The sequence below is a fragment of the Streptomyces sp. NPDC047049 genome (genome assembly GCF_040643995.1).
In the GTDB taxonomy this organism is placed as follows: domain Bacteria; phylum Actinomycetota; class Actinomycetes; order Streptomycetales; family Streptomycetaceae; genus Streptomyces; species Streptomyces mooreae.
In genome coordinates this window covers 65,130-92,052 of sequence record NZ_JBEYVM010000027.1, presented here as the reverse complement: position 1 = coordinate 92,052, position 26,923 = coordinate 65,130, and the positions used below count along the sequence as shown (strand labels likewise).

General features: G+C 73.5%; 23 protein-coding genes. 11 read left to right on the top strand and 12 right to left on the bottom strand.

Annotated elements, in window-relative coordinates; genetic code table 11:
- Nucleotides 1–195: 195 nt before the first annotated feature.
- Entirely contained in the window at nt 196–1,362 is a 1,167-nt protein-coding gene (locus ABZ851_RS34935; protein ID WP_361136407.1) for a flavin-dependent oxidoreductase, read from the bottom strand.
- Nucleotides 1,363–1,441: 79 nt separating this feature from the next.
- Here ABZ851_RS34935 and ABZ851_RS34930 point away from each other — a divergent pair, with 79 nt between their 5' ends.
- On the top strand, nt 1,442–1,945 hold the full coding sequence (locus tag ABZ851_RS34930) for a MarR family transcriptional regulator (RefSeq protein WP_361136405.1): 504 nt from the start codon (nt 1,442–1,444) through the stop codon (nt 1,943–1,945).
- 11 nt (nt 1,946–1,956) lie between these two features.
- Here the strand turns inward: ABZ851_RS34930 and ABZ851_RS34925 are convergent, their stop codons facing one another.
- A complete protein-coding gene (locus ABZ851_RS34925; protein WP_361136403.1) occupies nt 1,957–2,604 on the bottom strand; it encodes a TetR/AcrR family transcriptional regulator in 648 nt (215 codons plus the stop codon).
- Between the two features lie 90 nt (nt 2,605–2,694).
- On the opposite strand from ABZ851_RS34925, the gene ABZ851_RS34920 reads away from it, so the two are divergent.
- Entirely contained in the window at nt 2,695–3,147 is a 453-nt protein-coding gene (locus ABZ851_RS34920) for a DUF4345 domain-containing protein (protein WP_361136401.1), read from the top strand.
- On the top strand, nt 3,104–3,865 hold the full coding sequence (locus ABZ851_RS34915) for a class I SAM-dependent methyltransferase (protein WP_361136399.1): 762 nt from the start codon (nt 3,104–3,106) through the stop codon (nt 3,863–3,865). Before ABZ851_RS34920 ends, ABZ851_RS34915 begins: the two co-directional genes overlap by 44 nt.
- Before the next feature lie 56 nt (nt 3,866–3,921).
- Here the strand turns inward: ABZ851_RS34915 and ABZ851_RS34910 are convergent, their stop codons facing one another.
- The 3 genes from ABZ851_RS34910 to ABZ851_RS34900 all read right to left on the bottom strand — a co-directional run bounded on the left by ABZ851_RS34910 (nt 3,922) and on the right by ABZ851_RS34900 (nt 9,553).
- Nucleotides 3,922–5,895 (bottom strand): hypothetical protein, encoded by a 1,974-nt coding sequence (locus tag ABZ851_RS34910; RefSeq protein ID WP_361136397.1) that lies wholly within the window; start codon nt 5,893–5,895, stop codon nt 3,922–3,924.
- Nucleotides 5,896–6,047: 152 nt separating this feature from the next.
- Nucleotides 6,048–6,278 carry a DUF397 domain-containing protein gene (locus tag ABZ851_RS34905; RefSeq protein ID WP_088797347.1) on the bottom strand — a complete coding sequence of 77 codons (231 nt, stop codon included), beginning with the start codon at nt 6,276–6,278 and terminating at the stop codon, nt 6,048–6,050.
- Between the two features lie 50 nt (nt 6,279–6,328).
- On the bottom strand, nt 6,329–9,553 hold the full coding sequence (locus ABZ851_RS34900; protein ID WP_361136394.1) for an alpha-N-acetylglucosaminidase TIM-barrel domain-containing protein: 3,225 nt from the start codon (nt 9,551–9,553) through the stop codon (nt 6,329–6,331).
- A gap of 415 nt (nt 9,554–9,968) precedes the next feature.
- Here ABZ851_RS34900 and ABZ851_RS34895 point away from each other — a divergent pair, with 415 nt between their 5' ends.
- Genes ABZ851_RS34895 through ABZ851_RS34885 form a run of 3 tightly spaced genes read left to right on the top strand, consistent with a single transcriptional unit; the run spans nt 9,969 to nt 12,566 of the window.
- Complete coding sequence (locus tag ABZ851_RS34895) at nt 9,969–10,859, top strand: GNAT family N-acyltransferase (RefSeq protein ID WP_361136392.1); 891 nt, start codon at nt 9,969–9,971, stop codon at nt 10,857–10,859.
- A complete protein-coding gene (locus ABZ851_RS34890) occupies nt 10,856–11,917 on the top strand; it encodes a lysophospholipid acyltransferase family protein (RefSeq protein ID WP_361136390.1) in 1,062 nt (353 codons plus the stop codon). The genes ABZ851_RS34895 and ABZ851_RS34890 overlap by 4 nt, the downstream gene beginning before the upstream one ends.
- Nucleotides 11,910–12,566, top strand: coding sequence for a VTT domain-containing protein (locus ABZ851_RS34885; protein ID WP_361136388.1), 657 nt, complete (start codon nt 11,910–11,912; stop codon nt 12,564–12,566). The genes ABZ851_RS34890 and ABZ851_RS34885 overlap by 8 nt, the downstream gene beginning before the upstream one ends.
- Nucleotides 12,567–12,614: 48 nt before the next feature.
- Here ABZ851_RS34885 and ABZ851_RS34880 read toward each other — a convergent pair whose 3' ends face one another.
- The 4 genes from ABZ851_RS34880 to glnII form a co-directional block, all read right to left on the bottom strand.
- The gene (locus tag ABZ851_RS34880) at nt 12,615–13,253 is read right to left on the bottom strand and encodes a winged helix-turn-helix domain-containing protein (protein ID WP_361136386.1); all 639 of its coding nucleotides are present in this window, start codon (nt 13,251–13,253) and stop codon (nt 12,615–12,617) included.
- A gap of 392 nt (nt 13,254–13,645) precedes the next feature.
- The gene (locus ABZ851_RS34875; protein WP_361136384.1) at nt 13,646–14,407 is read right to left on the bottom strand and encodes a rhomboid-like protein; all 762 of its coding nucleotides are present in this window, start codon (nt 14,405–14,407) and stop codon (nt 13,646–13,648) included.
- 130 nt (nt 14,408–14,537) lie between these two features.
- Entirely contained in the window at nt 14,538–15,479 is a 942-nt protein-coding gene (locus ABZ851_RS34870; protein WP_361136382.1) for a hypothetical protein, read from the bottom strand.
- A gap of 113 nt (nt 15,480–15,592) precedes the next feature.
- Nucleotides 15,593–16,615 carry a glutamine synthetase gene (gene glnII, locus ABZ851_RS34865; RefSeq protein WP_361136380.1) on the bottom strand — a complete coding sequence of 341 codons (1,023 nt, stop codon included), beginning with the start codon at nt 16,613–16,615 and terminating at the stop codon, nt 15,593–15,595.
- 262 nt (nt 16,616–16,877) lie between these two features.
- Here glnII and ABZ851_RS34860 point away from each other — a divergent pair, with 262 nt between their 5' ends.
- The 3 genes from ABZ851_RS34860 (at nt 16,878) to ABZ851_RS34850 (ending at nt 19,975) form a co-directional block, all read left to right on the top strand.
- Nucleotides 16,878–17,786 carry a Gfo/Idh/MocA family oxidoreductase gene (locus ABZ851_RS34860; protein ID WP_361136378.1) on the top strand — a complete coding sequence of 303 codons (909 nt, stop codon included), beginning with the start codon at nt 16,878–16,880 and terminating at the stop codon, nt 17,784–17,786.
- A 158-nt stretch (nt 17,787–17,944) separates the two neighbouring features.
- The gene (locus ABZ851_RS34855) at nt 17,945–19,528 is read left to right on the top strand and encodes an AMP-binding protein (RefSeq protein ID WP_361136376.1); all 1,584 of its coding nucleotides are present in this window, start codon (nt 17,945–17,947) and stop codon (nt 19,526–19,528) included.
- Between the two features lie 174 nt (nt 19,529–19,702).
- Nucleotides 19,703–19,975 carry a hypothetical protein gene (locus tag ABZ851_RS34850; protein WP_129296768.1) on the top strand — a complete coding sequence of 91 codons (273 nt, stop codon included), beginning with the start codon at nt 19,703–19,705 and terminating at the stop codon, nt 19,973–19,975.
- A gap of 86 nt (nt 19,976–20,061) precedes the next feature.
- Here the strand turns inward: ABZ851_RS34850 and ABZ851_RS34845 are convergent, their stop codons facing one another.
- Both ABZ851_RS34845 and ABZ851_RS34840 read right to left on the bottom strand, forming a co-directional pair.
- The gene (locus ABZ851_RS34845; protein WP_311626260.1) at nt 20,062–20,646 is read right to left on the bottom strand and encodes a PadR family transcriptional regulator; all 585 of its coding nucleotides are present in this window, start codon (nt 20,644–20,646) and stop codon (nt 20,062–20,064) included.
- 28 nt (nt 20,647–20,674) lie between these two features.
- A complete protein-coding gene (locus tag ABZ851_RS34840) occupies nt 20,675–22,690 on the bottom strand; it encodes an NADPH-dependent 2,4-dienoyl-CoA reductase (protein WP_361136373.1) in 2,016 nt (671 codons plus the stop codon).
- 406 nt (nt 22,691–23,096) lie between these two features.
- Between ABZ851_RS34840 and ABZ851_RS34835 the strand changes: the two genes are divergently transcribed.
- Both ABZ851_RS34835 and ABZ851_RS34830 read left to right on the top strand, forming a co-directional pair.
- Nucleotides 23,097–23,966 (top strand): arpA protein, encoded by an 870-nt coding sequence (locus ABZ851_RS34835; RefSeq protein ID WP_361136371.1) that lies wholly within the window; start codon nt 23,097–23,099, stop codon nt 23,964–23,966.
- A gap of 178 nt (nt 23,967–24,144) precedes the next feature.
- Complete coding sequence (locus ABZ851_RS34830) at nt 24,145–25,953, top strand: choline/carnitine O-acyltransferase (protein WP_361136369.1); 1,809 nt, start codon at nt 24,145–24,147, stop codon at nt 25,951–25,953.
- 85 nt (nt 25,954–26,038) lie between these two features.
- Here the strand turns inward: ABZ851_RS34830 and ABZ851_RS34825 are convergent, their stop codons facing one another.
- Entirely contained in the window at nt 26,039–26,908 is an 870-nt protein-coding gene (locus ABZ851_RS34825) for a DNA-formamidopyrimidine glycosylase family protein (RefSeq protein WP_361136367.1), read from the bottom strand.
- Between the last annotated feature and the right edge of the window lie 15 nt (nt 26,909–26,923).

Sequence of the window (26,923 nt, the reverse complement as noted above, 5' to 3'; positions counted from 1 at the left end):
CTGGTGTGTGGACGTAAAGCGAAGCAGTCCACACACCAGGCCCCGGAGGCCCGTCACCGCACCCACAGCCCCGCGCAGCGGACCCGGCCCGCCGCAGGCGAAACGGCGGGCGCACCCGCGCAAGCGGGGCGAAGAACGGCGCGCAACCCCCACGGCGGGACAGCCGAAAACGTGGGAAGAAAGCCAAGCGCAGCGTCACCGCACGGCCCACGAAGCCCGCTCGTTCAGCAGGACCGGATCGAAGCCCGCAGTGCGCTTGTACGAAGCGGCGATCTCTTCTCGTTCCGCGAGCGGGACGACCTGTTCGATGTCGTCGAAGCCGTCGGGCGCCCGTTCGTGGGCGAGCCGCATGACGACCTCGGGCCCCTGGCGCCGGTTGGCGAGTTGGAGCGCGGTCGTGGCCGGCCTGCGGATGTCCTCGTACGCGGCGGCGGAGCCGGTCGTGGCGAGCGAGTGGGCGAGCACCCGGGCGTCGATGATCGCCTGGGACGCCCCGTTGGACCCGACGGGGTACATGGCATGTGCGGCATCGCCCAGCAGGACGACATCGCCCCTGGTCCAGCAGGGCAGGGGATCGCGGTCCACCATCGGGTACTCGAAGGCCGCCTCGGCTCCCGTGATGATTCCGGGTACGTCGAGCCAGTCGAACTTCCAGTCGGCGAAGTGCTTCACGATCGTGGCCGGGTCGGCGGGGCGGTTCCAGTTTCCCCGTTCAAGCGGTTCGTCGCCCAGCGGCCGTTCGGCGATCCAGTTGATCAGTCGTCCGTCCCCGATCGGGTAGGCGACGAACTTCTGCGAGCCGTCCCCGGCCATGATCATGGACCGGCCGGTCAGGAACGGTTCGGCACGGGTCGTGCCCCGCCACAGCACGAGCCCGTTCCACGGCGGTGCCCCTTCGCCGGGGAAGAGCGCGGCCCGGACGGCCGAGTGGATCCCGTCGGCGCCGATGAGCAGATCGGAATCGTGGCGCAGGCCGGTGATCCGGCTCCCGGTCCGGACCGCGTGCGCACCGAGGCGTTCGCGGACGGCGTCCAGCAGCAGCATTTGCAGCCTGCCCCGGTGCACCGAGTACTGCGGCCACCGGTAGCCGGCGCCGAGCCCGCGCGGTTCGGACCAGATCGCCTGGCCGTACCGGTTGTAATAGGCCAACTCGGCGGTGGGGACGGCGATCGCGGCCAGCCGGTCGGCCAGACCGAGTTCGGTCAGCTCCCTCACCGCGTGCGGAAGGAGGTTGATCCCGACGCCGAGCGGACGGATCACCTGGGCCGCCTCGTGTACGACCACGTCGTCGAATCCGGCCGCATGCAGGCTGAGCGCGGTGGCGAGCCCGCCGATACCGCCTCCAGCGATGGTGATCCGCACAGCACCCTCCGGTTTCGTTGGAGATTGTTACGGCCATAACAATCTCCCGGCGGGGCCGCCATGCGCAAGACTCTGTCCCGTGGAACGACCAGATCTCAGCTACGCCGCCTACGCGCGCGACCGGCTCGCGGGCATGCCGTCACCGGCCGACCCGGAAGCCTTCGCGCTCGCCTACCACCTGCTGCACCTTTCCTACCTGGTCATCGCCGACCTGGAGAGCCATATCCACCGCCCGCGCGGCTGGACGCTCCCGGGCTTCCGGCTGATGTTCAAACTGTGGCTGCTGGGACCCACTCAGCCCGCCCGGCTCGCCGAGATCTCGGCGATGTCCCGTTCGTCGGTCACCAACGCCGTCAACACCCTCGAACGGGACGGCCTGGTGGAGCGCCGACGACTCCCCGACGACGGTCGCGCGATCGCCATCGGCCTCACCGCCGCGGGCGCGGAAGCCGTCCGGGAGGCGTTCGCCGAGCAGTCCCGCCGCGAGCAGCAATGGTTCGCCACGCTCGACGCCGAGGAACGGGCCACCCTCACCGACCTGGTCATCCGCGTCCTCACGGCGCGCCCCGAGGACGCGGCTTGAGGCGGCGGTAGTCAACGGGCGTCGGCGGAGCCGGGCCGACAGCCCGTGGGGCAATGCGCGCCGTCGGCCGGCGGGCCGTCGAGGTCCATGACCGGTCGCAGCGCTCCCAGCAGGGCGCCGACGCATACGTCGTGCAGTTCGGCGCGGCTGAACGCCTGGTGCGTCAGCCAGTCCACGCACAGGGTGCGGACGAACACCAGCCAGCTCATCAGTGCCGCCGACACCAGCTGACGGGGGCCCTCGCCGAGTTCCGTCGAGTCGAGCAGCCGCCGTCGCAGCTCGGCCAGTTCGTCGGTGATGACGGCCTGGATCACCGGGTCGCCGGCGAGCACCCGGTTCGCCGCGAGCGCGGTGTGCCGGTTCGCGACGAAGTAGTCGAGGTGTGCGTCGAGTCCGGCGGACAGCTGCTCGTGCACGGGGCGGTCCGGGGCGAGCTCCGTTCGGGCCAGCAGCCGGTCGGCGGCCTGCCGGTAGACCGCGGCGAACAGGTCCCGCTTGTTCGGGAAGTAGCGGTAGAGCAGGGCGCGGGAGACGCCGGCCCGTTCGGCGACCTCCTCCATGAACACCTCGTCGTACGGCTTCGCCGCGAAGAGCTGGGCGCCGACGCCGAGCAGCTGGCTCCGGCGCTCGGCGGGGTCGAGTCTGCGGCGCGTGGTCACACTCCTCAGGTTACTTGACACCTGTCTACTGACGGTCGTACGTTCCCCGTTAGTAGACAGCCATCTAGTAGTGGGAAAGGTGGCCGCGTCATGGCCGGACTTCTCAAGTGGCTGGTGCTGGCCATGGGGGCCGCCTGCGCGGCGATCGGCGTCTTTCATCTCGCGCTCGGCATCGACTCGGTACCGGGCGAGGGCTCGGCCGGCGCGACCGTCGACAGCCGGGAGCGGTACTACGGAGCCGTCTTCCTCGGTTACGGCCTCGCCTGGATCTGGACGGCACGGCAGTCGCCGGTCCCGTCCACGGCGGTGCGGTGGCTCGCCGGCATCTTCCTCCTCGGCGGCCTCGGTCGGCTGCTGTCGATGGCGGTCCACGGACCGCCGCAGGGCTTCCAGACCGTCCTGACGGCCCTCGAACTCGCCCTGCCACCGCTGTACTTCTGGCTGTCGGATGCCGACGAGCGGGCGGCGGCCGACGCGGCGGAGGGGCGAGGATGTGAGGATGACCGCCGACCCACGCGCCCACGCGTTCAACGCCGCCGCTGACCAGTACGCGGCCGGCCGCCCTTCGTATCCGCCCGCGCTCTTCGATTTCGTCGCACAGGTCATGTGCCGGCCCCTCGCGGGTGCCCGGGTCGCCGATGTCGGCGCGGGCACCGGCATCGCCACCGCGCTGCTGCGTGCACGCGGTGCTGACGTGATCGGTGTGGAGCCGGGCGAGGCCATGGCCGCCCAATTCCGCCTCGGGCTCCCGGACGTACCGGTCGTGAGGGGCGACGGCAACGCCCTCCCGCTCGCGGACGCCTCCCACGACCTCATCACCTACGCACAGTCCTGGCAGTGGACCGACACCGCCCGCTCCGTCCCGGAGGCGCTGCGGGTCCTGCGTCCGGGCGGTGCGCTCGCGGTCTGGTGGAACACCACCGCCTTTGACGTGCCCTGGATCCGTGAACAGCACGAGCGGATCGCGCGCCACTGCGGAGTGACGCCGACTTCCCGGACCCGTCCCGACGACAGCGACGCCATCCGGCTCGCGGGGCTGTCGGGCCTCCGGGCCACGCGCCGTCAGGTGCGGTGGAGCCGCAGGGTCCCACTGGACACGCACCTCGCCAACATCACCAGCCGCTCGGCGTTCCTGGTCCTTGCCGAGGACGACAGGCGGGCCTTCCTCCGCGAGGAGCGCAGGCGGCTGCACGAGAGGTTCCCCGACGCGACGGTGCAAGAGGCCTATGTGGTGGACCTGTTGGTGGCGACTCGTCCGTGATCTGCACAGAGGCTGCGGGGGACGCTCGGCGCTCCGGGGGCGGTGGGCCAAGTCCCCTATCCCACCGCCCCCACCGCCTTCCCGTTCGCCAGGTGCCCCTTCAGTTCTGCCCGGTCGCCCGACTTCGCCGGGAGGGTCAGCAGGCGGCCGGGGGCCTCGCCGTGGACGTCGCCGGTGGTGGTGATCGAGGTGACCTTTTTGCTGCCCGCGGCCAGTAGCCACCACTGGCCGGTGGCGGACTTCCACAGCACTCCGGCCAGGGCCCGTGGTGCCCGGGGGCCGCAGGCCGTACCGCCCTCGGCGCGGGCGGCCACCGCGCCGGGCGGGTAGTGGCGGCCGCCGGCTGCCGGTGGCTGGATCTGGGCCATCGTCCGGCTGCCCGGGCCACGCCAGGTCTCGGCGCGGGTGCACAGCCAGGCCGCGCTGCCCGCGCCCCCGGGCAGCGGCTGGCGGGCGAACTCCCAGGCGTTCACCGCGCGGACGCCCTGGCCGCGTACCGCGGCGAGCTGGCAGGCCGTGCGCGCCCAGGCCGTCCTGGCGCGCGGCGCGGTCACCTCGCCCGGCTTGCGGGGGGTGCCGTACGTCAGGCGGGCCGGGGTGAGTTCACCGAGGTCGGTGAGCAGACGGCCGCCCATCCGCAGCGCCGGCCAGGTCGTGCAGGTCGCCGCCGCGGGCCGGGGTGTGGGCACGGGATCGGTGGTGCCGTCGGGCCTGATCCGCAAGCGGGCTCCCGGTGCGCCCGGTGTGATCAGATCGACCAGCCGCGCCGACGTCACCCAGGGCGCGGTCAGATAGCGGACGTTGCCCTGCGTACGGCTCACCACCAGCGCGCTCGCCGAATCCGCCGCCGCGCCGTCGGTCCGCGCGAAGTCCACCGCCGCGCCGGTGCCGTCGCTCTGCCCCTCGCCGTCCGCCGCCTCCGCGTAGCGCACCACCCGCAGCCCGTCGTGCAGGAGCACCACCACGACGTGGTCCACCACGCCCGCGAAGAGCAGTTGGGCCGGGCCGGCGGCCGGTCCGGTCGGGGTGCCGGGCGTCGCCGAGACCGGCACCCCGGCACCGGGCCTGGCCCACACGGCCAGCGCCCGCCGCAGCAGCGCCTTGTCGTGGATCCGGTCGCCGCGGGCGGGCCAGGCGGAGAAGTCCTGCCGGGCCGCGTTCTTCCAGGCGGTCGCGGAGGTCACCGCGAGCTTTCCGGGGTCCAGGGCCGCTTCGGAGGCCGCGTTGCGCGCGTACGGCGGGGCGGCGGCGCCGTCCGGGCCCCAGCCGTCGCCCGGCATCCCCAGCAGCGCCCCGCACACCAGCACCGCCACACCGGCGGTCAGCACCGCCCGGCCGTGCTGCCGCCGCCGGATCAGGTCCGTGGGCCTGGCCTGCAGCGCGCACGGATCGAACTCCGGCGACTCCAGCAGCGACCGGTCCCGGCTGCCGGCCGGTGTCGTGGCCCGCTCCGCCTCGTCCAGCGCCGCACGGGGGTGCGCCACCCCGGCGGCCTCCAGCACCCGGCGCGTCTCGGGCGCGCTCAGCCGCTCCAGATCGCGCAGCACGAACGCGGCCCGCCCCGGGCCGGACAGCGCCGACAGCGCCTGGTCCAGCGCGAGTTCATCGGCCCCGCCGGAGCGCGGGAACAGCCGCAGGCCCCAGACCTGGGGGAACGGGTGTGGCGGCACCGGCAGCCACCGGCGCGAGCGGCAGGCGGCCAGAGCGGCCCGCAGGACCCGCAGGCGGACGAAGGCATAGCCGGGGTCGATCGCCGCGTCCGTGCCGGTGCGCTGGGCGGGCAGTCCCAGGCCGCGGGTGGAGCTGCGCTGGCGCGGCAGGGTCCGCTGCACGACGGCATGGGCGGCCAGCACCCGCCGGCCGCGGCTGGGGCCCGGCGGCAGGACGAGGTAGGCCAGCCGGACCAGCCGCGGGTAGTGCTCGACCAGCGCCGCCTCGGCCTGCTCGACGTCGATGACGTCACCGATGTCCTCAAGGCTGCCGGGGGAGGTGCGGTCCGGACGCTGGGGTGTCGCTTGCTGCTGCTTCACGTTCGGTGAAACGAGTGATTCCTGTGATGGTCACCGGCCCTCCGGGGTGCCCCGACGGGGGACGCTCACCCGGCCGCGGCCACCGCGGTGGGTGGACCGCGGTGGCCGCCGTGACTGCCGGACGGGCCGGCTTTCGCGCCGCGCGCCGGACGTCAGCGCTGCAGGTCGAACTCGCCGTCCCGCGCGCCGAGGACGAAGGCCCGCCACTCCCCTTCGGTGTAGCGCAGTACCACATCGGGGTCCGTGGAGTTGCGCATGGCCACCGCGCCCCGCTCCAGGAAGGCGATCTCCACGGCCTCCTCGGCGTCTCCGGGGGCGCGCTGCCAGGTGGCGTCGGAAATGTCGAGGGCGTAGAGCCACTCCTTCTCAGCTGCGGCACTCATACCGTGATCCCCTCGCTCGTGGTGCGTACCCCGGTCAGGGTACGCGGCGCTCAGGCGAGCTTCCAGCGGCGGAATTCCGCCGTCCCGCGGTCCCCCGTCGCGGAGTTGGCGGCACACTGGTGCAGGCCGGTGTCCTGCCGGGCGGCAGCTCCGGGGACGGTGACGGTGGCGATCTGGCGCCAGGTCGCGCCGTCGTCGGTGGAGCAGGAGCCGGTGTAGGTGCCCGCGGCCCCGGCGTCCTTCCCGCGGGTGAGGCGGAGCAGGACGGGCGCGGTGATGCCGGTGAGCCGCCGGTAGGTGTCCAGGGTGCCGTCGCCGTTCGCGTCGTAGGAGAGCACGACGCCGTTGGCGGGGGTCACGGAGAGGTTGAGGAAGCCGAGGGCGTCCGCGGCGTCTGCGGCTGAAGGGGCGCCCGGGGTGGAAGGTGCGGAGGGTGCGGCGAGGCGGTTGCGGATGACGAGGCCGGCGCGGGCCCAGGGGCTGGTCGGGTCCTGGGAGGTCACCTCGACGGTGACCGAGCCGCCCGCGGTGAGCGCGCCCGGCCGGTAGACCGCGCCGAACTCGGCGGTGGCCTTCCACAGGTCGGCGCCCCCGCCGTTGACGGCCAGCCGGTCGCCCAACTGGCCGAAAACCGCCGCATTGGTGGTGGCGGTCCGCAGTGCGTCGTCCAGTGGCCCCGCCACGTACAGGGTGCCGTGCCGCGCCGCGCGGACCCGGGGCTCGCCCTGCGGGCCGTAGTCGACGGTGAGGTCGTAGGGGAGCGGGTGCAGGGGGGTGTTCAGGGGACCGGCGGGGGCGGTGACCTGCCAGCGGGCGCGGCCGGTGCCGCCGGGCGGGAGCGGCGGCAGTGACACCGGGCCCGAGGCGGTGGCGTCGACGCCGCTCAGGGCGAAGTCCACCCGGCCGGTCGCGCGCAGCCCGTTGACGTTGCGCAGCGCCGCGGTGACGGTGGCCCGGCCGCCCGGAGGCAGCGCGGACGGGTCGGCGGTGACCGTGACGGTGCCCTGGTAGGGGGCCTTGGCGAGGATGTCGTGGACCCGCCGCGCGGTGCGGTACGCATCGGTCGTCGGGCGCAGCGGATGGGTGGTGCGCGCGCGGGTCCAGGGCTCTTCCAGGGCGTACCAGTCGAAGCTCTTCGGCGGCCGGTCCGCGGCCAGCGCGTCGGCCAGTTCGTCCAAGTACGCCTGCCACTGAGGGAGATGGACCTCGCGGATCAGGCCGTGCCAGTCGCGGCCCGCGTAGTTGGCGAGCGAACCGCCGTCGGCGGTGGCCCGGTCCGCCCAGGTCGTGATCAGCGCACGGGCGCTGTGCTCCAGCCGCGCCTGCTCCTCGGCGCCGGCCGCCATGGCCTTCGCCTGTGCCAGCCAGGGCCCGAGCAGGAACAGCCGGTGCGCCCCGGTGACCTCGTCGCAAAGCCGCATCAGCCGCAGCCACAGCTCCGACAGCGCACGGAACGCCGCCCGGTCCTTGCGGCGGTAGGCCTCCTGGAGCTGCCCGATCAGCTGCCAGGACCGGTTGACGAGGGCCTGCCGGGCGGCGTCCGTCAGATCGTGGCGGTAGGCGTCGCTGCCGCGCAGCGCGGGGCGGACCGTCAGCAGTGCGGCGAAGGCGGTGTCGAACGCGGCCGGGTCGAAGGCCGGGGTGTGGGTGGCGTAGACCGTGCCGGAGCGGGCGGCCAGCGAGGGGCGGGCGGCGAAGACCGAGTCGTGCGGCCGGCCGTCCTTGCTGGAGATCTCGTACGCGCTGGTGCGCAGCGCGGCGTACGCGGCGCGGGCCCCGTCGTCGCGGGCGCCGTAGCGCAGGTCGGCATAGCCCTCGAACCAGGCGGCGCGGTCCACCGGGCGCTCCCGCCAGGCCAGTTCACAAAACAGCTCGAACGCGGCCGGGTCGCGTTCGGCGGCCTCCGGCATGTACGCGGTCCCGGCGAGTTTGCTGCCCGGTTTGTCGCGCCAGGCGGTGAAGCGCTCGGCCCAGATATGGGTCTTGGCGCCGAGGGTGGTGCGGCCGCCGAAGTTGGGGATGGAGCCGAAGGCGTACGGCACCCCGCCCCAGTCCCGCTCCCGGTCGGTGACGGTGTCCAGGTCGCTGAGGCCGTCCACGATCAGCATCCGGTCGTGGTCGACGGCGTCCAGCAGCTCGCGCCGGGGATTGCCCTGCCAGCCCAGGATCACCCAGGTGGCATCGGGGTGGGCGGTGCGCAGCGCCTTCTCGACGGCGCGGGCGGCGTCCGGCACGGGCACATCGCCGGGGTCGCCGCCCTCGTGCAGCAGATCCATCTTGAAGTGGTCTGCGGGGCCGAGGAGTTGGCGCTGATGGCGGTAGAAGGAGGCGGCGGCAGCGGCGAAGGCGTCGGTGCGCGGGTCGAGCCAGTCGGGCCGTTTGAGGCCGGACCAGGTGCCCTGCGGGACGGTGCGTGCGCCGGGGTTGCGGGCGGCGAAACCGTCCGGGACGGTGCCGAAGTAGCCGGGCAGGACGGGGTGCATGCCGAGCTCACGCAGCCGGCCGGTGATCCTGCGGCCCAGCTCGGCACGCTTGTCGATCAGCTCGCGGCTGAGCGGGCCGCCGTAGCCGCTCATGTTCTGCAGCAGCCACCACGGCTGGTGCGAGGGGGCGGGGAGCCAGGCGCGGGCCTCGGCGTCGGAGTAGCCGGAGTCGGTCAGCAGCCGGTGGTAGACGGCCTCGGCGCCCGGGGTGACCAGCACCTCGTTGACCCCGTGCAGTGCCAGCACATCGATCAGCCGCTCCCAGTGCGGCCAGTCGGCGTACGGGGCGGTGTAGCCGTCGTGGGTGTCGTTGAGGGCGAAGCGGTGGCGCAGCGCGGTGGACCGGTCGATCGGCGAGGCCGGGGCGGGCAGCCGGCTGGGCAGCTCCACCTGGTCGCCGGCCCAGGACAGATGGGCCCGGCAGGTGTATTTGAGGTACCAGTGGACGCCGGTCAGCAGGACGGCGGGGGTGGTCCCGGAGACCGTGATCCGGCCCGCCCGGCCGTCCACCCGGAAGCGGTCGGTGCTGCCGTCCCGGGCGAGCGGCACCAGCTGGAACTGGTCGGCGTGCCCGGGCAGCAGCCGGGTCAGTGCGGCCCGCGCCGGTGCGGTGTCATACGCGGCTCCGGCGTCATGCGCGGCTCCGGTGCCGTCCGCCGGGGCCCGCTCCGTGCGGCGGGCCGACCGCCCGGAGGCCGCGGCGACGGCGGCGGGAGCGGCCCCGCCGAGCGCCGCCCCGGCCCCGATCGCTCCGGCGGTTCCCAACAGTGCGCGTCGTGACGGTCGGCTCATGTGTGCTCCCACTGCTCGGTGGTAACAAACAGTCTCCGTGCGGGGGGCACGCTAACGGGCGCCCGGCCTCAGTCCAAGACGGCAGGCGACGGGACCCGGACACACCGGGCTGCGCGATCGGCTCTCCGGGGCCACGCGCCCCCGGCCCCGGAGCGCGGCGACCAGTGTTCCGCGGACCCTCACCCGTTCGCTCCCTGGGCTTCACGCGCCCGGCCGGCGGGCCCGGGAACAGTCTGCGGCGTAGAGAAGGGCCAGGTCATCGGGTTGCGCCCGTACCCAGGGCGTATCCGGACCACCGCGGAGCGGTGGGGCAGCCGAGCAGTGCACCGGCTGCTCGCTCCGTACGGCCCGCCGGCCCCGCTGACTCACCGTCCGTCGACTCGCACAGCCTCCCCACTCCCCACGGAGGGCTCTCATGAGCATGGCATCGACCGCGTCCGCCGCCGTTCGCCGCACCGCTTCCTCTTCCGCATCCGCTACCGGTTCCGTCCCCACGCCCGTGGCCCTCCCCACGGTCGTTCCCGGCCCGGCACCCGCTCCCGCCCCCACGGGGGCCGCCTCCGGCGGTCCCGGTCACGCTCCCGCCGCCGACCCCGGCTACACCGCGGAGATCGCCGGCACCCGCGAGCAGATCCGCGCCGCGCAGCGGCTGCGCCACCAGGTCTTCGCCGGCGAGATGGGCGCGACCCTGCACTCCCCGCTGGCCGGCCACGACATCGACGCCGTCGACGACCTCGCCGACCACCTCGTCGTCACCCACACCGCCACCGGCGACGTCGTCGGCACCTACCGGCTGCTGCCGCCCGGCCGCAGCCCGCGGCTCTACTCCGACGGCGAGTTCGACCTCGGCGCGCTGGCGGAGCTGCGCCCCTCCCTCATCGAGGCCGGCCGCTCCTGTGTCCACCCCGCCCACCGCAGCGGCGCCGTCATGACCCAGATGTGGGCCGCGCTCGCCCGCTACACCCTGCTCTCCGGCCACCGCTACCTCGCCGGCTGCGCCTCCGTCCCGCTCGCCGACGGCGGTACCGCGGCCGCCCACGCCTGGGGACTGGGCCGCACCCGCTACGCCGCCCCGCACGGGCTGCAGGTCACCCCGCACCACCCCTGGCACCCCACCGTCCCCGTGCCCGCACGCCCCACCCTGGCCCAGCTGCCGCCGCTGCTCCGCGGCTATCTGCGCATCGGCGCCTACATCTGCGGCGAGCCCGCCCACGACCCCGAGTTCGACGTCGCCGACTTCTTCGTCGTCCTGGACATGGAACGGCTCGGCGACCGCTACCGCCGCTACTTCCTGGGCGCGCGGTGAACGGCCCCTGGGACGTGTGGTCCGACTGCACTCCGGACTGCGCCGCGCACGCCCTGCCGCGTGTACCGGCGACCCGCATCGCCCGGCGCGGCGCCGCGTTCGCCCGCGGGGTACGGCGGGCGCTGACGGACGGTGAGCGGATGGCCGACCCGGTACGGCTGCGGGCTCACGCCGCTTCGCTGCTCGATGCGCTCGGAGTCCGTGTCGAGGGCGCGGCCGCGCTCACCGCGGGCGGTCGCGACGGTGACGGCGTCAGCTCCGGCGGCGGCACCAGCCCCGGCTCCGGCCTCGGCAGCGTCAACGGCGTTGGTCTCGGCACCGGCCCCGGCCCCGACACCGCCAACGGGCCTGGCTCCGGCACCGCCAACGGCCCTGGCCCCGGCACCCTCATCGTCATCAACCACATCTCCTGGCTCGACATCCTCGCCCTGCTCGCCGTCGAACCGGTCACCCTGCTCGCCAAGCGCGAGGTCGGCACCTGGCCGGTCGTCGGCGGCCTGGCCCGCAGAGCCGGTACGCACTTCATCGACCGTACGAGCCCCCGCCGGCTGCGGCACACCGTCCGGGAGGTGTCCGAACTGCTGGGCTCCGGGCGGTCGGTGGCGGTCTTCCCGCAGGCCACCACCTGGTGCACCGCCGACCGGGGCAGCTTCCGCCGGGCCACCTTCCAGGCCGCCCTCGACGCGGGCGCGCCGGTCCGCCCGGTGACCCTCCACTACACCCAGCAGGGCCTGCCCAGCACGGTGGCCGCGTTCTGCGGCGAGGACACCTTTGCCGCCTCGCTGCGCAGGGTGCTCGCCGCCCGGGACCTGACCATTCGCGTCACGGCACATCCGGTGCTGAACGCGGCGGACGGGTTCTGGGACCGGCGGGAGCTGGCGGACCGGGCGGCGCGCGCGGTGCTCGGCGGCCGGCCGGAGCCGGGCGCGGTGACGGTACCGGGCCCTGCGGCGGTGCCGGCCTTCCCCGTACCGGCCTTCCCCGTACCGAGGGTCCCCGTGCCGGAGGTTCCGGTACCGGCGGGGCCCGCCACACCGGAGACTCCGGCCCGTGTGTGAGCAGCTGGACCAGCTCACCGAGCCCCTGCGGGGCATGCTGGGCTCGCCCTGGCTGTGGCTGGTCATCCTGTTGGTGTCCGGACTCGACGCACTGCTGCCGTTCATGCCGAGCGAGACCACCGTCGTCCTGGTCGCCGTGCTCATCGGCCCCGACCTGCCGCTGCTCGCCCTGCTGGCGGGGGTGGCGGCGGCCGGGGCACTGGCCGGTGACTGCCTCGGCTATGCCGTGGGACGGTACGCGGGCCCGCGCGCCGTCGCCCGGCTGCTGCGGGGGGAGCGCGGCCGGGCCCGGCACTCCAGGGCCCGGGCACGGGTGGAACGGCACGCCGCCCTGCTCATCATCGCCGGCCGCTTCCTGCCCGGCGGCCGGGTGGTTGCCGCCCTGTCCACCGGGAGCGTCCGCTTCCCGTTGCGCCGCTTCGTCGCGCTGGACGCGGTGGGCGCGGGCATCTGGGCGGTGGGCAGCGCGGCCCTCGGCGGGCTGGGCGGTACGGCGTTCACCGATTCCCCGGCCGAGGGGATGCTGCTGGCCTCCGGGACCGGCCTGGTGGTGGCGGGCTGCGTGGGCGCTCTGCACCGCCGGTCCGCACCACGGGACGGGGAACGGCCCGCACCGAAGCGGTGCGGGCCCCGGATACGCGCGCTGTGAGGCCGGGCGGGGGAACGGTTCCCCGCCCGGCCGCAAGGCCTGCGGGCCTCAGATGCCCGGCACGTACTTGTAGCCGACCCGCCGCACCGTCACGATCGACGACCGGTGCGCGGCGCCCAACTTGCGCCGCAGCCGGGCGACATGGACATCGACCGTACGGCCGTCGCCGACGTGCCCGTAGCCCCACACCGTGGACACCAGATGGTCGCGGGTGTGCACCCGGTGCGGATGCGCGACCAGATGGGCCAGCAGCTCGAATTCGAGGTACGTCAGGTCCAGCGGCCGGCCCTGGACCTGCGCGGTGCGCTGTTCGGGGTCGATCCGCACGATCTCGTCGCCGGCCGGCGCGCTCACCCCGGGACCGGTGGTGGCCGGCGGCGGGGCGGTCACGGCCTGCTCGGCCGGTACGAGGACGAGGTAGCCGACCATCGGCGGCCGGCCGGGAAGCGCGGGCAGGCTGTGCTGCGGGGCCGGAAGCCAGGTGGCGCCGGAGTCCAGCAGTTCGGCGGCCGAGGGGACACCGGGGGGCGGGGCGCCTTCGCCCGGGGGCGTGGCGGGCGACGCGTGGGCCTCGTCCGGCGCCACGGCGCGCAGCCGGTGGCGCGGGGGATGCGGGGGGTGCGAGGCGGGGCGGGCGGGGAGGGGAGCCGTGGCGGAACCGGCGGTCAGGGTACGGAGGTTCGTCATCGGAAGTCAGCTCTTTCGCGCAGAGGGGCGTCGGGGACGTCATGCGCGCGGGCAGGGCGTTGAACGCCGGTCAACGGCGTCGACGAGGGGTGTGCGGGCCCGCGCTCAGTGCGCGCGGCAACACAGACGGTCGAATGCGTGCGCCTGCCGGGACGGCCAGAAAGGCTCGAGGTCGCTGCGACCTGTCGCGGTGTCGGTGAGGCTGGCCATGGGCCTATTGAACCAGACGGCCGGTGATCTGTCCCTCGTGCGGCGGACCCTGTGACGGGAGCGGCGAGCCCTGTGACGGGATGCGCCGCACCCCAGCCACGCAGGCGCCGGGACCGGGAGCACTCCGCTCCCGCCTCGGTCCGCACCTGCGTTGCCCCTCACGCCTCTCGGCCCCTTCCGCCTCAGCCCCCTCCCGTCCGTCTCCCCTTTGCGGCCCGCATCCCCGTGCCGATCGCCAACCCGAGCGCGAGCGCCGTCAGATGTCCGGCGTCGGTGAACGTCCGCCGGCGGCGCAGCACGGGCCAGGTCCCCAGCGCCAGCAGACCGGCCGTGGCCGCGGTGCGCACGCCACGGTGCGGGACGGTGGCGGCGAGCGCACCCACCGTGGCGTTGAAGCCGTAGCTGGCTCCGACGTCGATGGCCCGCACGGTCGCGTCCGGCGGCTCCTCTCCCGTGGCCTCGGGGGCGTGAACGGCGCGGGTTCCGGGGACGGTTGGGGGAGCACCAGCAGGAGCCGCAGGAGCCGCGAGAGTACCGGGGGTACCGGGAGCACCGCCCGGCAACCGGCAGCGCAAGGCCGCGTAGACCAGCAGACTGGCCCCCACATGACCGGCCGCGAACACCGCTGCCGTGCGCCAGGGGCCCCAGCGGGCCTCGGCCGTGCCGAGAGTGGCGAGCAGCGCGGCGCCGTAGGCCACCGGCAGCGGCTCTTCCACGAACGCCGCGCTGGTGACCAGCGTCTGCCACTTGCCGGCCCGCAGATTGGCGACATTGGTGGAGTGCGCACGCAGCAGTTCCGTGCGCCGGTGGCCGGGGAGCCGCGCGGTGGCGTACGCACCGAGCTGTACGGCACCGACATAGAGCGGCGCGGCCCAGGGGACGGAGACCGGCAGACCACGAGAAAGGCGGGCGGTCGTCAGGACGCGCGACGTGGCCCGTGACACGGGACAAGCGGACACGGGGCCACCCGGCACAGGAGCACGCCACACGGGAGCACCCGACACGGGAGCACCCGGCACGAGACCTCCGGACAGGAGACCACGGGACGCCCTCCGCGATGCGGCCGTCGGCATCTCAGGCTCCCGTTCCCGTCGTTCCCGTTCTCGGCAGCCGCTTGCGCCAGTCCAGCGGGGCGACCTCGATGACCCGGTCCGGGTCGCCGTCCCACTGAGCCGGCAGGCCCGCCCCGGTGAGCGCCGCCACCACCGTCCGCCCGACCGCGGTGCGGTCCTCCGCGGCGGCCTCGCCGGTATCGGCATCCGCATAGGCGCCGTAGCGCACTGCCAGCCCATGGCCTTCCGCTGCCGCCTCGGTGTCCTGGAAGTGGAAGAAGACGAAGCCCCGGTCCCCTTCGGCGCGTTCGTGGGCTATCTCGCCCACCGCGCAGTTGCTGCAGCAGCTGTAGTTCATCCGGGCGGTCAGCCCCTGGGCGTCCAGGGCCTCGAAGGCCCGCGCCACCCGGTCGGCGTCGGTCACCTCGGGCCATGCGGCCTGTTCGGCGAGCCGCTCCTCCCACAAGCCGCCGACGATCCGGCGTGCGTCGTCCAGTGAGACCGGGGGGTCCTCGGGGCCGAAGGCCTCGCAGACGCCCTGTGCGACCTCATGGAAGTCCCGGAAACCGCCATGGATCTGCTGACGCGCCCGCTGCTCGGCGACGGCACGGGCTTCCGGATCCAGACCGGGGGTGGAGTACAGGTCCGCCCACTGCCAGTCGAGCGCCGTACGCCAGGCCTCCCCGCCGCGCGCCCAGTCCAGGAAGACCTCCACGACCTGCTCGGCGTCGCCGCTCTCCGCGCGGAAGTGCCGCTCCGGCGCGCCGTCGCGGTACTCGACCGTGAACGGCCCGTCGTCGTCCCGCCAGGCCTGTACGAATGCCTGGGCCTCCTCGGGGAACCGCTCGACGACCACGAAATGGTCGTCGTCGGCGCCGATCCGCCGCAGCAGCTCCGTGAGTTCGGCTTCGCCGGGGCGTGAGCGGTCCGGGCCGGACTCGGTCTTGACGCTGATCTCGAGCATGCCCCCAGCCTGCCAGCCGGCACTGACAATCGGCCCCCGATCCGCGCCTCGCGCGACCGCACGGCCACGCGAGCACACCGCTCCGCGACCGTACGGCCACGCGACCGCAGGCGTCAGATCTGCTCGCGCCGCGCCAGCTCCGTGCAGCAGGTGTCCACCATCAGCCGGGTGACCACATACGGGTCGACGTTGGCGTTCGGGCGCCGGTCCTCGATGTAGCCCTTCTTCTCGACCTCGACCTGCCAGGGGATGCGCACCGAGGCGCCGCGGTCGGAGGTGCCGTAGGAGTACGCGTCCCAGGGGGCGGTCTCGTGCGCGCCGGTCAGCCGGTCCTCGATGCCGGTGCCGTACTGGCGGACGTGCTCCAGCGGCTTGTCGTCCTGGCCCAGCGCCTCGCAGGCGGTGATGATCGGGTCGTAGCCCTCCCGCATCGCGCGGGTGGAGAAGTTGGTGTGCGCGCCCGCGCCGTTCCAGTCGCCCTTGGCCGGCTTGGCGTCCAGCGACGCGGTGACGCCGAACTCCTCCGCCACCCGGTGCAGCAGCCAGCGCGCCACCCACATGTGGTCCGAGACCTCCAGCGGCGGCAGCGCGCCGACCTGGAACTCCCACTGGCCGGGCATGACCTCGGCGTTGATGCCGGACAGGCCCAGACCGGCCGCCAGGCACAGGTCGAGGTGCTTCTCGACGATCTCCCGGCCGAAGATCGCGTCGGCGCCCACGCCGCAGTAGTAGTCGGCCTGCGGGGCCGGGTAGCCGCCGCCCTCGGGGAAGCCGAGCGGACGGTCGCCCTTGAGGAAGGTGTACTCCTGCTCGATGCCGAAGATCGGCTCCTGGCCGGCGAACCGCTCGGCGACCGGACGCAGCAGCGCCCGCGTGTTGGAGGGGTGCGGAGTGAGGTCGGTGTGCAGCACCTCGCACAGCACCAGCAGGTGGTCACCGCCGCGGATCGGGTCCGGGCAGCTGAACACCGGCTCCAGTACGAGGTCCGAGGCGTGGCCTTCGGCCTGGTTGGTGCTGGAACCGTCGAAGCCCCACCGCGGAAGCCGGCTGCCGTCGGACAGGATCTTGGTCTTGGAGCGGAGCTTGGCGGTCGGCTGCGTGCCGTCGATCCAGATGTACTCGGCCTTGATGCTCACGGGGTCCTCTTCACGGTCGGTGCGGGTACGGTGCGGGCGTACCTCGGCACTCTCGCAACGCGCCATTTCTCGTCCGTTGCCCGTTTGTGAACCACAGGTTACCGAGCCGGACATCCAGCCGTTTCCAAGGAATTCTGTCCAGTGAACCTGGGATTCCAGGCCTCGATGTGGGTGTCTTCACATCATTCCCATGTGGCGCAGGCCTCAGGGCGCCCGTGCGGCGTGCGCTCGGGCGCCCCGCGCCCCGCGAGACACTGCCCCCATGACGACCCCGCGCATCGGACTCCTCGGCACCGGCCCCTGGGCGCGGCGCGTCCACGCCCCTGCCCTCGCCGCCCACCCCGGCGTCGCGTTCACCGGCATCTGGGGGCGCAGGGCGGAGGCCGCCGCCGCGCTGGCCCAGGTCCACCGCACCCGCCCGTACGAGAGCCCCGACGAGCTGTTCGAGGCCTGCGACGCCGTCGCGATCGCCCTGCCGCCGTCCGTCCAGGCCGCGTTGGCGCTCCGCGCCGCCGGAGCCGGCTGCCATCTCCTCCTGGACAAGCCGGTGGCCACCGCCGTGCCCGAGGCGCGTGCCCTCGTCGCGGCCACCGACCGGGCGGGTATCGCCTCGGTGGTCTTCTTCACGGCGCGCTTCGGGGCGCAGGAAGGGGAGTGGATCGCGGCCCAGGCCGCGGCCGGCGGCTGGTTCACCGCCCATGCCGACTGGCTCGGCTCGGTCTTCGCCGACGACAGCTCCAGCCCGTACGCCGACTCGCCCTGGCGCCGGGAGGAGGGCGGGCTGTGGGACGTCGGCCCGCATGCGCTGTCGGTGCTCCTGCCGGTGCTCGGCGACGCGGAATCGGTCACCGCGACCCGCGGCCCCGCCGATGCCGTGCTGCTGACGATGCGGCACAGCAGCGGCGCGGCCAGTTCGGCGACGCTCGGCCTGACCGCGCCCGCCGCGGCGTCCGGCGTCGAGATCACCCTCCGCGGCACCGCGGGCATCACCTCCCTGCCCCGGCGCCAGGACGGCCCCGAAGTGGCCTACCGCCACGCGGTCGACGCCCTGCTGGCCGCCGTCGAGACCGGTCTGCCCAACGCCTGCGACCTCCACTTCGGCCTCCGGGTCACCGAAATCCTGGCGGCGGCGGAGGAAACCCTCCCGCCTCGCGTTCCTGACAGGCCATGACCACGAGGCGTACCTGACGGGTCATGACCCCACGTCATGCCTCACGGATCATGACCACATGGCGAAATTGGTCGTGGAGGGCATCAGCGAACGTCCGTAGCGTCACAGCGCGACCGTTTCCTCACACGCCCCGTCACCGGACCAAGGGACCCACCGCCATGACGCCTGCCACCGGCTTCACCAGTTACGCCGACGCTCTCCTCGCCGCCCTCGCCCGTGACCCCTCCCGCACCGCGGTGACCGTGGGGGAGGACGGCGAGGAGATCACCGCCGGCGCCCTGCACGCCACCGTCCACCGCATGGCGGCGGTGCTCGCCGCCCACGGCATCGGCCCCGGCCGGACCGTCTGCCTCCTCAGCGGCAACCGCCCCGAGGTGCTGGCCGCCCGCTACGCCGCGAGCCTCCTGGGCGCCCGGGTGGTCTTCCTCTACGACGGCATGGCCGCCGAGACCCTGGCCCGGATCGCCGCCAGCGTGGACACCGCCCTGCTCCTGGTCGACCCGGCCCTTTCCGACACCGCGCGCACGCTGCTCCATCACCTCCGGGGGCCGCTCCCTGAGGTCATGACCCTGGGGGAGGGCCCCGCCGGACCGGGCACCGCCGCCCCGGGCACCGGTCCGGTCCCCGACCTGCTCGCCGCCGCTGCCGCGCTGCCCGCCACCCCCGAGGTGCCGAGCGCGGCACGCCCCGAGGAGGACTGGTGCATCCGGCACACCGGTGGCACGACCGGCATCCCCAAGGGCGTCCGGATGGGACACGCCCCGTATGCCCGGTTGGTGATCCAGCAGTGCATGGAGGCCGCCGGCGATCCGCCGCGCTTCCTGGCCTGCACCCCGCTCGCCCACCTCGCGGGCATCCTGGCCGATGCCGCGCTCGTGGCCGGCGGCACCGTCGTGCTGCACCGCGCCTTCGACCCCGCCGCCGTACTCGCCGCCGTCGCCCGCCACCGCATCACCCACCTCTGGCTGCTGCCCCCGCTCCTCTACCGGCTCCTCGACGACCCCACCCTGGGCACCACCGACCTCAGCTCCCTCACCCGCATCTCCTACGGCGGCTGTGCGGCCTCACCCAGCCGGCTGGCACAGGCCGCCGAGGCCTTCGGCCCGGTCCTGTTCGGGATGTACGGCCAGTCCGAGGCGATGTTGATCACCGAGGCCCGCCCGGAGGACCACCTCCGCACCGGCCCGGGCGGACGGATCACCGTCGGCCGCGCCGTGCCCGGAGTGACGCTCGCCGTGCGCGACGCGGACGGGCAGGACCTGCCGACGGGGGAGCAGGGCGAGGTCCATGTGCGCTCCACCGCGGTGATGAACGGCTACTGGAAGCAGCCCGAGGTCACGGCGCAGGTCCTGGGGGCCGACGGCTGGCTGCGCACCGGCGATGTCGGCGTGCTGGACGACGAGGGGCGGCTCTACCTCGTCGACCGGGTCAAGGACCTGATCATCGTCGTGGGCGGGCACGTCCACCCGGCGGAGGTCGAAGACCTGCTGCACACCCATCCCGCGGTCGCCCACTGCGCCGTCTACGGGGTGCGTGGGGCGGACGAGGCCGAGGAGGTGCACGCCGCGGTCGTCCCCGCACCGGGCCACCGCGTGGACGCCGACGCCCTGCGCGCCTTCGTCACCGAGCACAAGGGCGCCCTGTACGCCCCGGCCGCCGTCCGCGTCCTCGACACCATCCCCCTCACCCCCGTGGGCAAGCCGGACAAGGCGCTGCTGCGCGCCACGGCCGCTACGGCCTGACGAACGGCCCTCCGGAAGGCTCCCGCGGAAGGCCCTTCCGCGGGGCTCTTCCGCGGGGCCCCGCGAGGCTCCCTCCGGCCGCCAAATCCCCCCTGGCCAGGGGCTTTTGTCAGTGCCCGGCAGTAGAATGGGAACCAGTCAGTGAGGGTTCATCCACGCTCCAGGAGGTCGCCGATGGCCGCTGCCACACTCATGACGAAGCCTCTCCCGGCCCACCCACTGCCCAAGAAGCCGCTGCCCGCCGGATGGCCGCGCGAACGGTACGAATCGCACAACCGCCGCCTGAAGGCCATGCGGCTCGCCATAGCCCTGCTCGACACCGGCGTCTACCGCCCCGAGCAGGCCCACAACCGCAAGATCCGCAGCACCGCAGCCGAGATCGGGGTCCACACCCCGTCCGAGACGACCTGCCGCCTGGTGCGCGCCCTCCTCTACGACCACTGCTGACGGCCGGCACACCCACAGCACCACCAACAGGGCGGCCGCCCCCGGGACTTCCCCGGGGGCGGCCGCCCCTGCCGTACGGACACGGCTCACCCGGCCGGGCCGCCGTCCGCCGGCCCCCCGCTCCGGTCCTCCCCGGCGGCATCCAGCTCCGTGACCTCCGCCAACGCCTCCTCCAGCCACTCCACCCAGAAGGTCTCCAGGCCGATCCCGGCCCGCAGCACCAGCCGCCGCAGCCGGTCCTCCGGATCCGCCGCGGCCCCGAAATCGCGGTCCTCGATCTCCTGGTACTCCGCCAACTGCCGCCGGTGCAGCGTCAGATGCCGCCGCAGCTCTTCGTCGAGCCCGGCCCGCCCCACCACCGCCGAGGCCCGCAGCCGCAGCAGCAGCGCGTCCCGGATGGGCTTGGGGTCCTGCTCGCCACCGGCCCAGCGGGTCAGCTCGGTCCGTCCCGCGGGCAGCACCTCGAACTCCTTCTTCTGCCCGCGGGACGGCTGCGCGCTCGGCAGCGCCCGGATGAACCCGGCCTGCTCCAGCTTCCCCAGCTCCCGGTAGATCTGCTGATGCGTGGCCGACCAGAAGTAGCCGATCGACCGGTCGAACCTGCGGGTCAGCGCCAGCCCCGACGACGGCTTCTCCAGCAGGGCGGTGAGGATGGCGTGCGGGAGTGACATGCCGCCATCCTAGGCAGCCGGTGGCAGGTCACAGCGCCGCCGCCAGCTCCGTTCCCTGTGCGATGGCGCGCTTGGCGTCCAGCTCCGCGGCGACGTCCGCACCGCCGATCAGGTGCACCGCGCGCCCCTCGGCCCGCAGCTCCTCGTACAGGTCCCGGCGCGGCTCCTGCCCGGTGCACAGCACGACGGTGTCCACGGGGAGGGTGCCGGCCGTGCCGTCGACGGTGAAGTGCAGGCCCTCGTCGTCGATCCGGTCGTACGCCGCCCCGGCGACCGTCGTCACGCCCCGGTGCCGCAGCTCCGCACGGTGGATCCAGCCGGTCGTCTTGCCGAGGCCGGCACCGACCTTCGACGTCTTGCGCTGCAGCAGATGCACCTTGCGCGGGGCCTTGGGACGCTCGGGCGCCCGCAGTCCGCCGCGCTCGGCGTACGCCGTGTCGACGCCCCAGGAGCGGAAGTAGGTCTCCGGGTCCTGGCTCGCCGCGTCACCGGCATCGGTCAGGAACTCCGCGACGTCGAAGCCGATGCCCCCGGCCCCGAGGATCGCCACCCGCTCGCCGACCTGCGCGCCGCCGCGCAGCACATCGAGGTAGCTGACGACGCTCGGGTGGTCGACGCCCTCGATCTCCGGGGTGCGCGGGGTGACCCCGGTGGCCACCACGACCTCGTCGTACCCGCCGAGGTCCCCGGCCGTCACGGGGGTGTTCAGCCGGACCTCCACCCCCTGCCGCGCCAGCTGCGTACGGAAGTAGCGCAGGGTCTCCTCGAACTCCTCCTTGCCCGGCACCCGCTTGGCCAGGTTCAGCTGCCCGCCGATCTCGTCCGCGGCGTCGAACAGCGTGACCTCGTGCCCGCGCTCGGCGGCGGACACGGCACAGGCGAGCCCGGCGGGCCCGGCGCCGACCACCGCGAGGCGCTTGCGCCGCCGGGTCGGGGAGAGGACCAGCTCGGTCTCGTGGCACGCCCGCGGATTGACCAGACAGGACGTGATCTTCCCGCTGAAGGTGTGGTCGAGGCAGGCCTGGTTGCAGCCGATGCAGGTGTTGATCTCCTCGGACCGGCCGTCCTTCGCCTTGGCCACGAAGTCCGGGTCGGCGAGGAAGGGCCGGGCCAGCGACACCATGTCGGCGCGCCCGTCGGCCAGCAGCTCCTCCGCCACCTCGGGCGTGTTGATGCGGTTGCTGGTCACCAGGGGGATGGTGACCGAGCCCATCAGCCGCTTGGTCACCCAGGTGTAGGCGCCGCGCGGCACCGAGGTCACGATGGTGGGGATACGGGCCTCGTGCCAGCCGATACCGGTGTTGATGATCGTGGCGCCGGCCGCCTCGATCTCCTTGGCGAGCGCCACCACCTCCTCCAGCGTCGAGCCGCCCGGAACGAGGTCCAGCATCGAGAGCCGGTAGATCAGGATGAAGTCCGTGCCGACCCGCTCGCGGGTACGGCGGACGATCTCCAGCGGGAAGCGCACCCGGTTCTCGTACGAGCCGCCCCACCGGTCCGTGCGCCGATTGGTCGCGCCCACGATGAACTCGTTGATCAGATAGCCCTCGGAGCCCATGATCTCGACACCGTCGTAGCCGGCGGACTTGGCCAGCTCCGCCGCCCGCACATAGTCCTCGATGGTCTGCTCGACCTCGTCGTCGGTGAGCGCGTTCGGCACGAAGGGGCTGATGGGCGCCTGGATCGCGCTGGGGGCCACCAGGTCGGCGTGGTACGCGTACCGCCCGAAGTGCAGGATCTGCATCGCGATCCGGCCGCCCGCGGCGTGCACCGCATCGGTCACGGTCCGGTGCTGTGCCGCCTCCTCCTCGGTGGTGAGCTTGGCCCCGCCGTCGTAGGGCCGTCCCGCCTCGTTCGGCGCGATGCCGCCGGTCACCATCAGGCCGACGCCGCCGCGCGCACGGGCGGCGTAGAAGGCGGCCATCCGGTCGAAGCCGTTCTCGGCCTCCTCCAGGCCGATGTGCATCGACCCCATCAGCACCCGGTTGGGAAGGGTCGTGAACCCGAGGTCGAGCGGGCTCATCAGGTGCGGGTACTGACTCATGGGGTGCCTCCTGGCGCGGTGGTCGTGACAGCAGTTGTAGACCAGCCGGAAGCCTTATGCAACAAGTTGCATAAAAGCGTGATGCAGGCGACGCCGGCGAGCCCCGGTGTGCCCCCGCGCCCCTTCGCGCCGCCCCTCCTCGCGCACTCCGCACCGCACTCCTCGTCGCGCTCCGCACCGCGCGCACCGGCCGCATCGGCGCAGTGTGACGTATCACAGACAACACCCGGGCCCTGTGGGAACTTCAACTGTGCTACTCCTCAATGGAGTTGCCGAAGAGCCGAAGGTGCGGGCCGGACGGCGCGCGGACCGCACGGATCGCCTGGTGGGGGCGTCCGGGGCGGGGGCGCGGGTCAGCGGCGTGCATCCGGCTCAGGACGGTCTGCCCGTACGTGGAGAGGGTCGCATGAGCACTGTGCAAGCCATCACGCCCGACCAGGTGGTCGACACCGCCCGGTACCCCCTGTCGCAGCCCGACAGCGCCGAAGGGCGGGCCGTGATCACCCGTGCCCGGCGCGAACTCGCGGAGTCCGGCTGCACCGTGCTGCCGGACTTCATCCGTCCCTCGCTCAGCGAGGCGCTGGAACAGGAGTGCGCGGCCCTCGCGCCCCACGCGCACTACGACGTCGAGACCGTCAACGTCTACAACATCGCGGTGGACCAGGAGCTGCCCGAGGACCACCCCGGCCGCCGGACCTTCCAGCGCGGCAATGCGTTCGTCCCCCGCGACCGCGTCCCCGCGGCCTCCCTCATCGGCAGCCTCTACTCCCACACCGCGTTCCAGGACTTCATCGCCCGCTGCTTCGGACTGCCCCAGCTGCACGAGCTGGCGGACCCGCTGTCCGGGCTGGTCCTCAACGTCGTCGCGCCCGGCATGGAGCACCCCTGGCACTTCGACACCAACGAGTTCACGGTCAGCCTGCTCACCCGCCAGGCACAGGACGGCGGCGCCTTCGAGTACTGCCCGAACATCAGGTCCGCCCAGGACGAGCACTTCGACGACGTCCGCGACGTCCTGGACGGCCGGGGCGAGCGGCTGACCCGGCGCCTCCCGCTGCACCCCGGTGACCTGCAGCTGTTCAAGGGCCGCTACTCGCTGCACCGGGTGAGCCCGGTGCGCGGCGAACTCGCGCGCCACTCCGCGATCTTCGCCTACAGCGAGCGCCCCGGCGTCATCGGGAGCGTGGCCCGCACCCGGCAGCTCTTCGGCCGGGTGCTGCCCGAGCATCTGGCGGCCGAGGGCCGGGCCGTACGGGGCGACCAGCTGCTGGATTAGCGGCCGGCCGGCGAGGACACGCCGTCGCCGTGCGCCGCCGCCCGCCCCGCGCTCCCCGCCGTGGTGGACACGGTGGGTGACGGCGCGACCATGGACGAGTGACATCACAGGCCCACAGGTCCCCACGAGCGGAATCGAGAGAGCAGAATTGAACACCCGTCAGGAAAGGCCCGCAGTCATGACGACCTTCGCCCACGAGGACAGCCTGCCGCGGGTGCCCCTGCCCACGCTGGAGGCCAGCGCCGAGCGGTTCCTCGCCTGGTGCGCACCGCTGCTGACCGCCGACGAGCTGGCGGCGACCGAGGCGGAGGTGGCCGCCTTCCTCCGGCCCGGCGGCCCCGGCCGGGCACTGCACGCCGCGCTGGAGGAGTACGACGCCACCGAGGGCGTCCACAGCTGGCTCGACACCTTCTGGCCCTACCGCTACCTGGGCCGCCGCGACCGGATCGCGCTCAACGCCAACTTCTTCTTCCTCTTCCAGGACGCTTCGCCGCAGCAGTCGCAGGTGGAGCGGGCCGCCGGGCTCATCGCCGGGGCCGTCGACCACAAGCGGCAGCTCGATGCGGAACTCATTCCTCCCGTGGTGCAGCGCGGCGTACCCCAGTCGATGATCCAGAACAAGTACCTGTTCTCCGCCACCCGCATCCCCGGCGCGCAGCAGGACACCGTCCGCAGCCCCTACACCGACGCCTGGCCGGGCCCCTCCCGCGCCCGGCACATCGTGGTGTTCTTCCGCGGCAACATGTTCCGGATGGAGGTGCTCGGCGCCGACGGCGTCCCGCACAGCCTCGACGACCTCGAAGCGGGGCTGCGCGCCGTGCGGAAGGCCGGCGCCGAACCGGCCCCCGAGGGCACCTCGGTGGGCCACCTCACCACCATGGCCCGCGCCGAGTGGGCCGCGGCCCGGGAGTCCCTGCGCGCCGCCCACCCCCGCAACGCGGACGCCCTCGACGACATCGAGACCGCCCTGTTCTGCGTCTGCCTGGAGGACATCGCCCCCGAGGACGCCCAGCAGGCCTGCGACCAGCTGCTGTACGGCGACCGCGGCAACCGCTGGTTCGACAAGGCCGTCTCCCTGATCGTCTTCGCGGACGGCCGGGCGGGCATCAACGTCGAGCACTGCGAGCTGGACGGCACCACCATCCTCAGCTTCACCGACGCCCTGCTCAGTACCCCCGCCGAGGAGCACTCCCGCCGCTCCGGAGCCCGCCCCCAGGGGCTCCCCTCCGTGGAACCGGTCGTCTTCGAGCTGGACGACGCCCTTCAAGGCCAGGTGCGCTCCGCCGCCGAGGCGTTCGCGGCGTACGGGGAGAGCACCGCGACCCGGACCGTCTCCTTCGACGACTTCGGCAGCACCACCGCCAAGGCCCTCGGCTCCTCGCCGGACGCCTTCGTCCAGCTCGCCTACCAGCTCGCCCACCAGCGCGCCAAGGGGCACCTCGGCGCCACCTACGAGTCGATCGCCACCCGCCAGTGGCGGCACGGCCGCACCGAGGCGATGCGGGTGGTCACCCCGGAGATCCAGGCGTTCGTCGCCGCGATGGAGGACCCGGCGGCGGACGCGGACACCCGCCGGGCCGCCTTCCGTGCCGCCGCCGCCAAGCACGTCGCCCGCGCCAAGGAGTGCCAGGCCGGCGACGCACCCGAGCAGCACCTGTGGGAGCTGGAACTGATCCAGCGCCGCCGCGGCACCGAACTCGGCGTGACCGAGCAGCCCGCCCTCTACCGCACGCCCGGCTGGCTGACGATGCGCGACGACTACCTGAGCACCAGCTCGGCCCCGTCCGACAACATCCAGTACTTCGGCTTCGGCTCCACCAGCAGCCGCTGCATCGGCGTCGCCTACGTCCTGCTGCCCGACCGCTTCCACCTCTACCTGAGCACGCCACTGGCCGTGGCCGACCAGATGCACACCTTCGCCGACCGGCTCCGCGAGGCGGTGGCGGAACTCCGCGAACTGCTGGCGAGCGGGCCGACGGGAGGCTGATACACCCTCCCCGCCACCGACCGCCTCCCCGCCACCGGCCTTTTCGCCCGGTGGCGGGGAGCAAGCACCCCGCGTGCACACCCCCCTACTTCAGCAACCGGGACATCCGCCGGTCCGCAAGAACCTTGCCCCCGGTCTGACAGCGAGGGCAGTACTGCATCGACGAATCACTGAACGACACCTCGCGGATGGTGTCCCCGCACACCGGACAGGGCTCACCCTTCCGCCCGTGCACCCGCAGCCCGCTCTTCTTCTCCGCCTTGAGGTCCTTGAGCGCCGGCCCGCGCGACCGCTCGACCGCCTCACGAAGCGTCGTGCCGATCGCCTCGTGGATCCGCGCCACCTCCTCCTCGGAGAGCTTCGCGGCCAGCTTGAACGGCGACATCCGCGCCGTGTGCAGAATCTCGTCCGAGTACGCGTTCCCGATCCCGGCAAGCACGCTCTGGTCGCGCAGCACCCCCTTGATCTGCCGGCTTTCCCCCGCCAGCAGCCGTCCGAAGGCCTCCACGGTGAACTCCTCGGAAAGCGGATCGGGCCCGAGCCGCGCAACCCCCGGCACCTCCAGCACATCCCGCACCACATACACCGCAAGGTGCTTCTGACTCCCGGCCTCGGTCACCTCGAACCCCGCGCCATCGTCGGGATCACCGAGCCGCACCCGCAACGCCAGCGGCCCCCTGCCGGGCCGCGGCGGCGCCTCCGGCAGCCGGTCCCGCCACCGCACCCACCCCGCCCGGCCGAGGTGCATGACCAGACGCAGCCCCCCGACCCCAAGATCAAGAAACTTCCCGTGCCGCTCCACCCCCTCGAACGACTGTCCTTCGAGCGCGGTCAGCGGCGGGTCGTACGTCTTCAGCGCATGCACGGCAACGGGATACACCTGGGCCACGGAACGGCCGGACAGCCGCTCGCCCAAGAACCGCGACAGGGATTCAACCTCCGGCAATTCAGGCATACCGCCAGTTTGCCT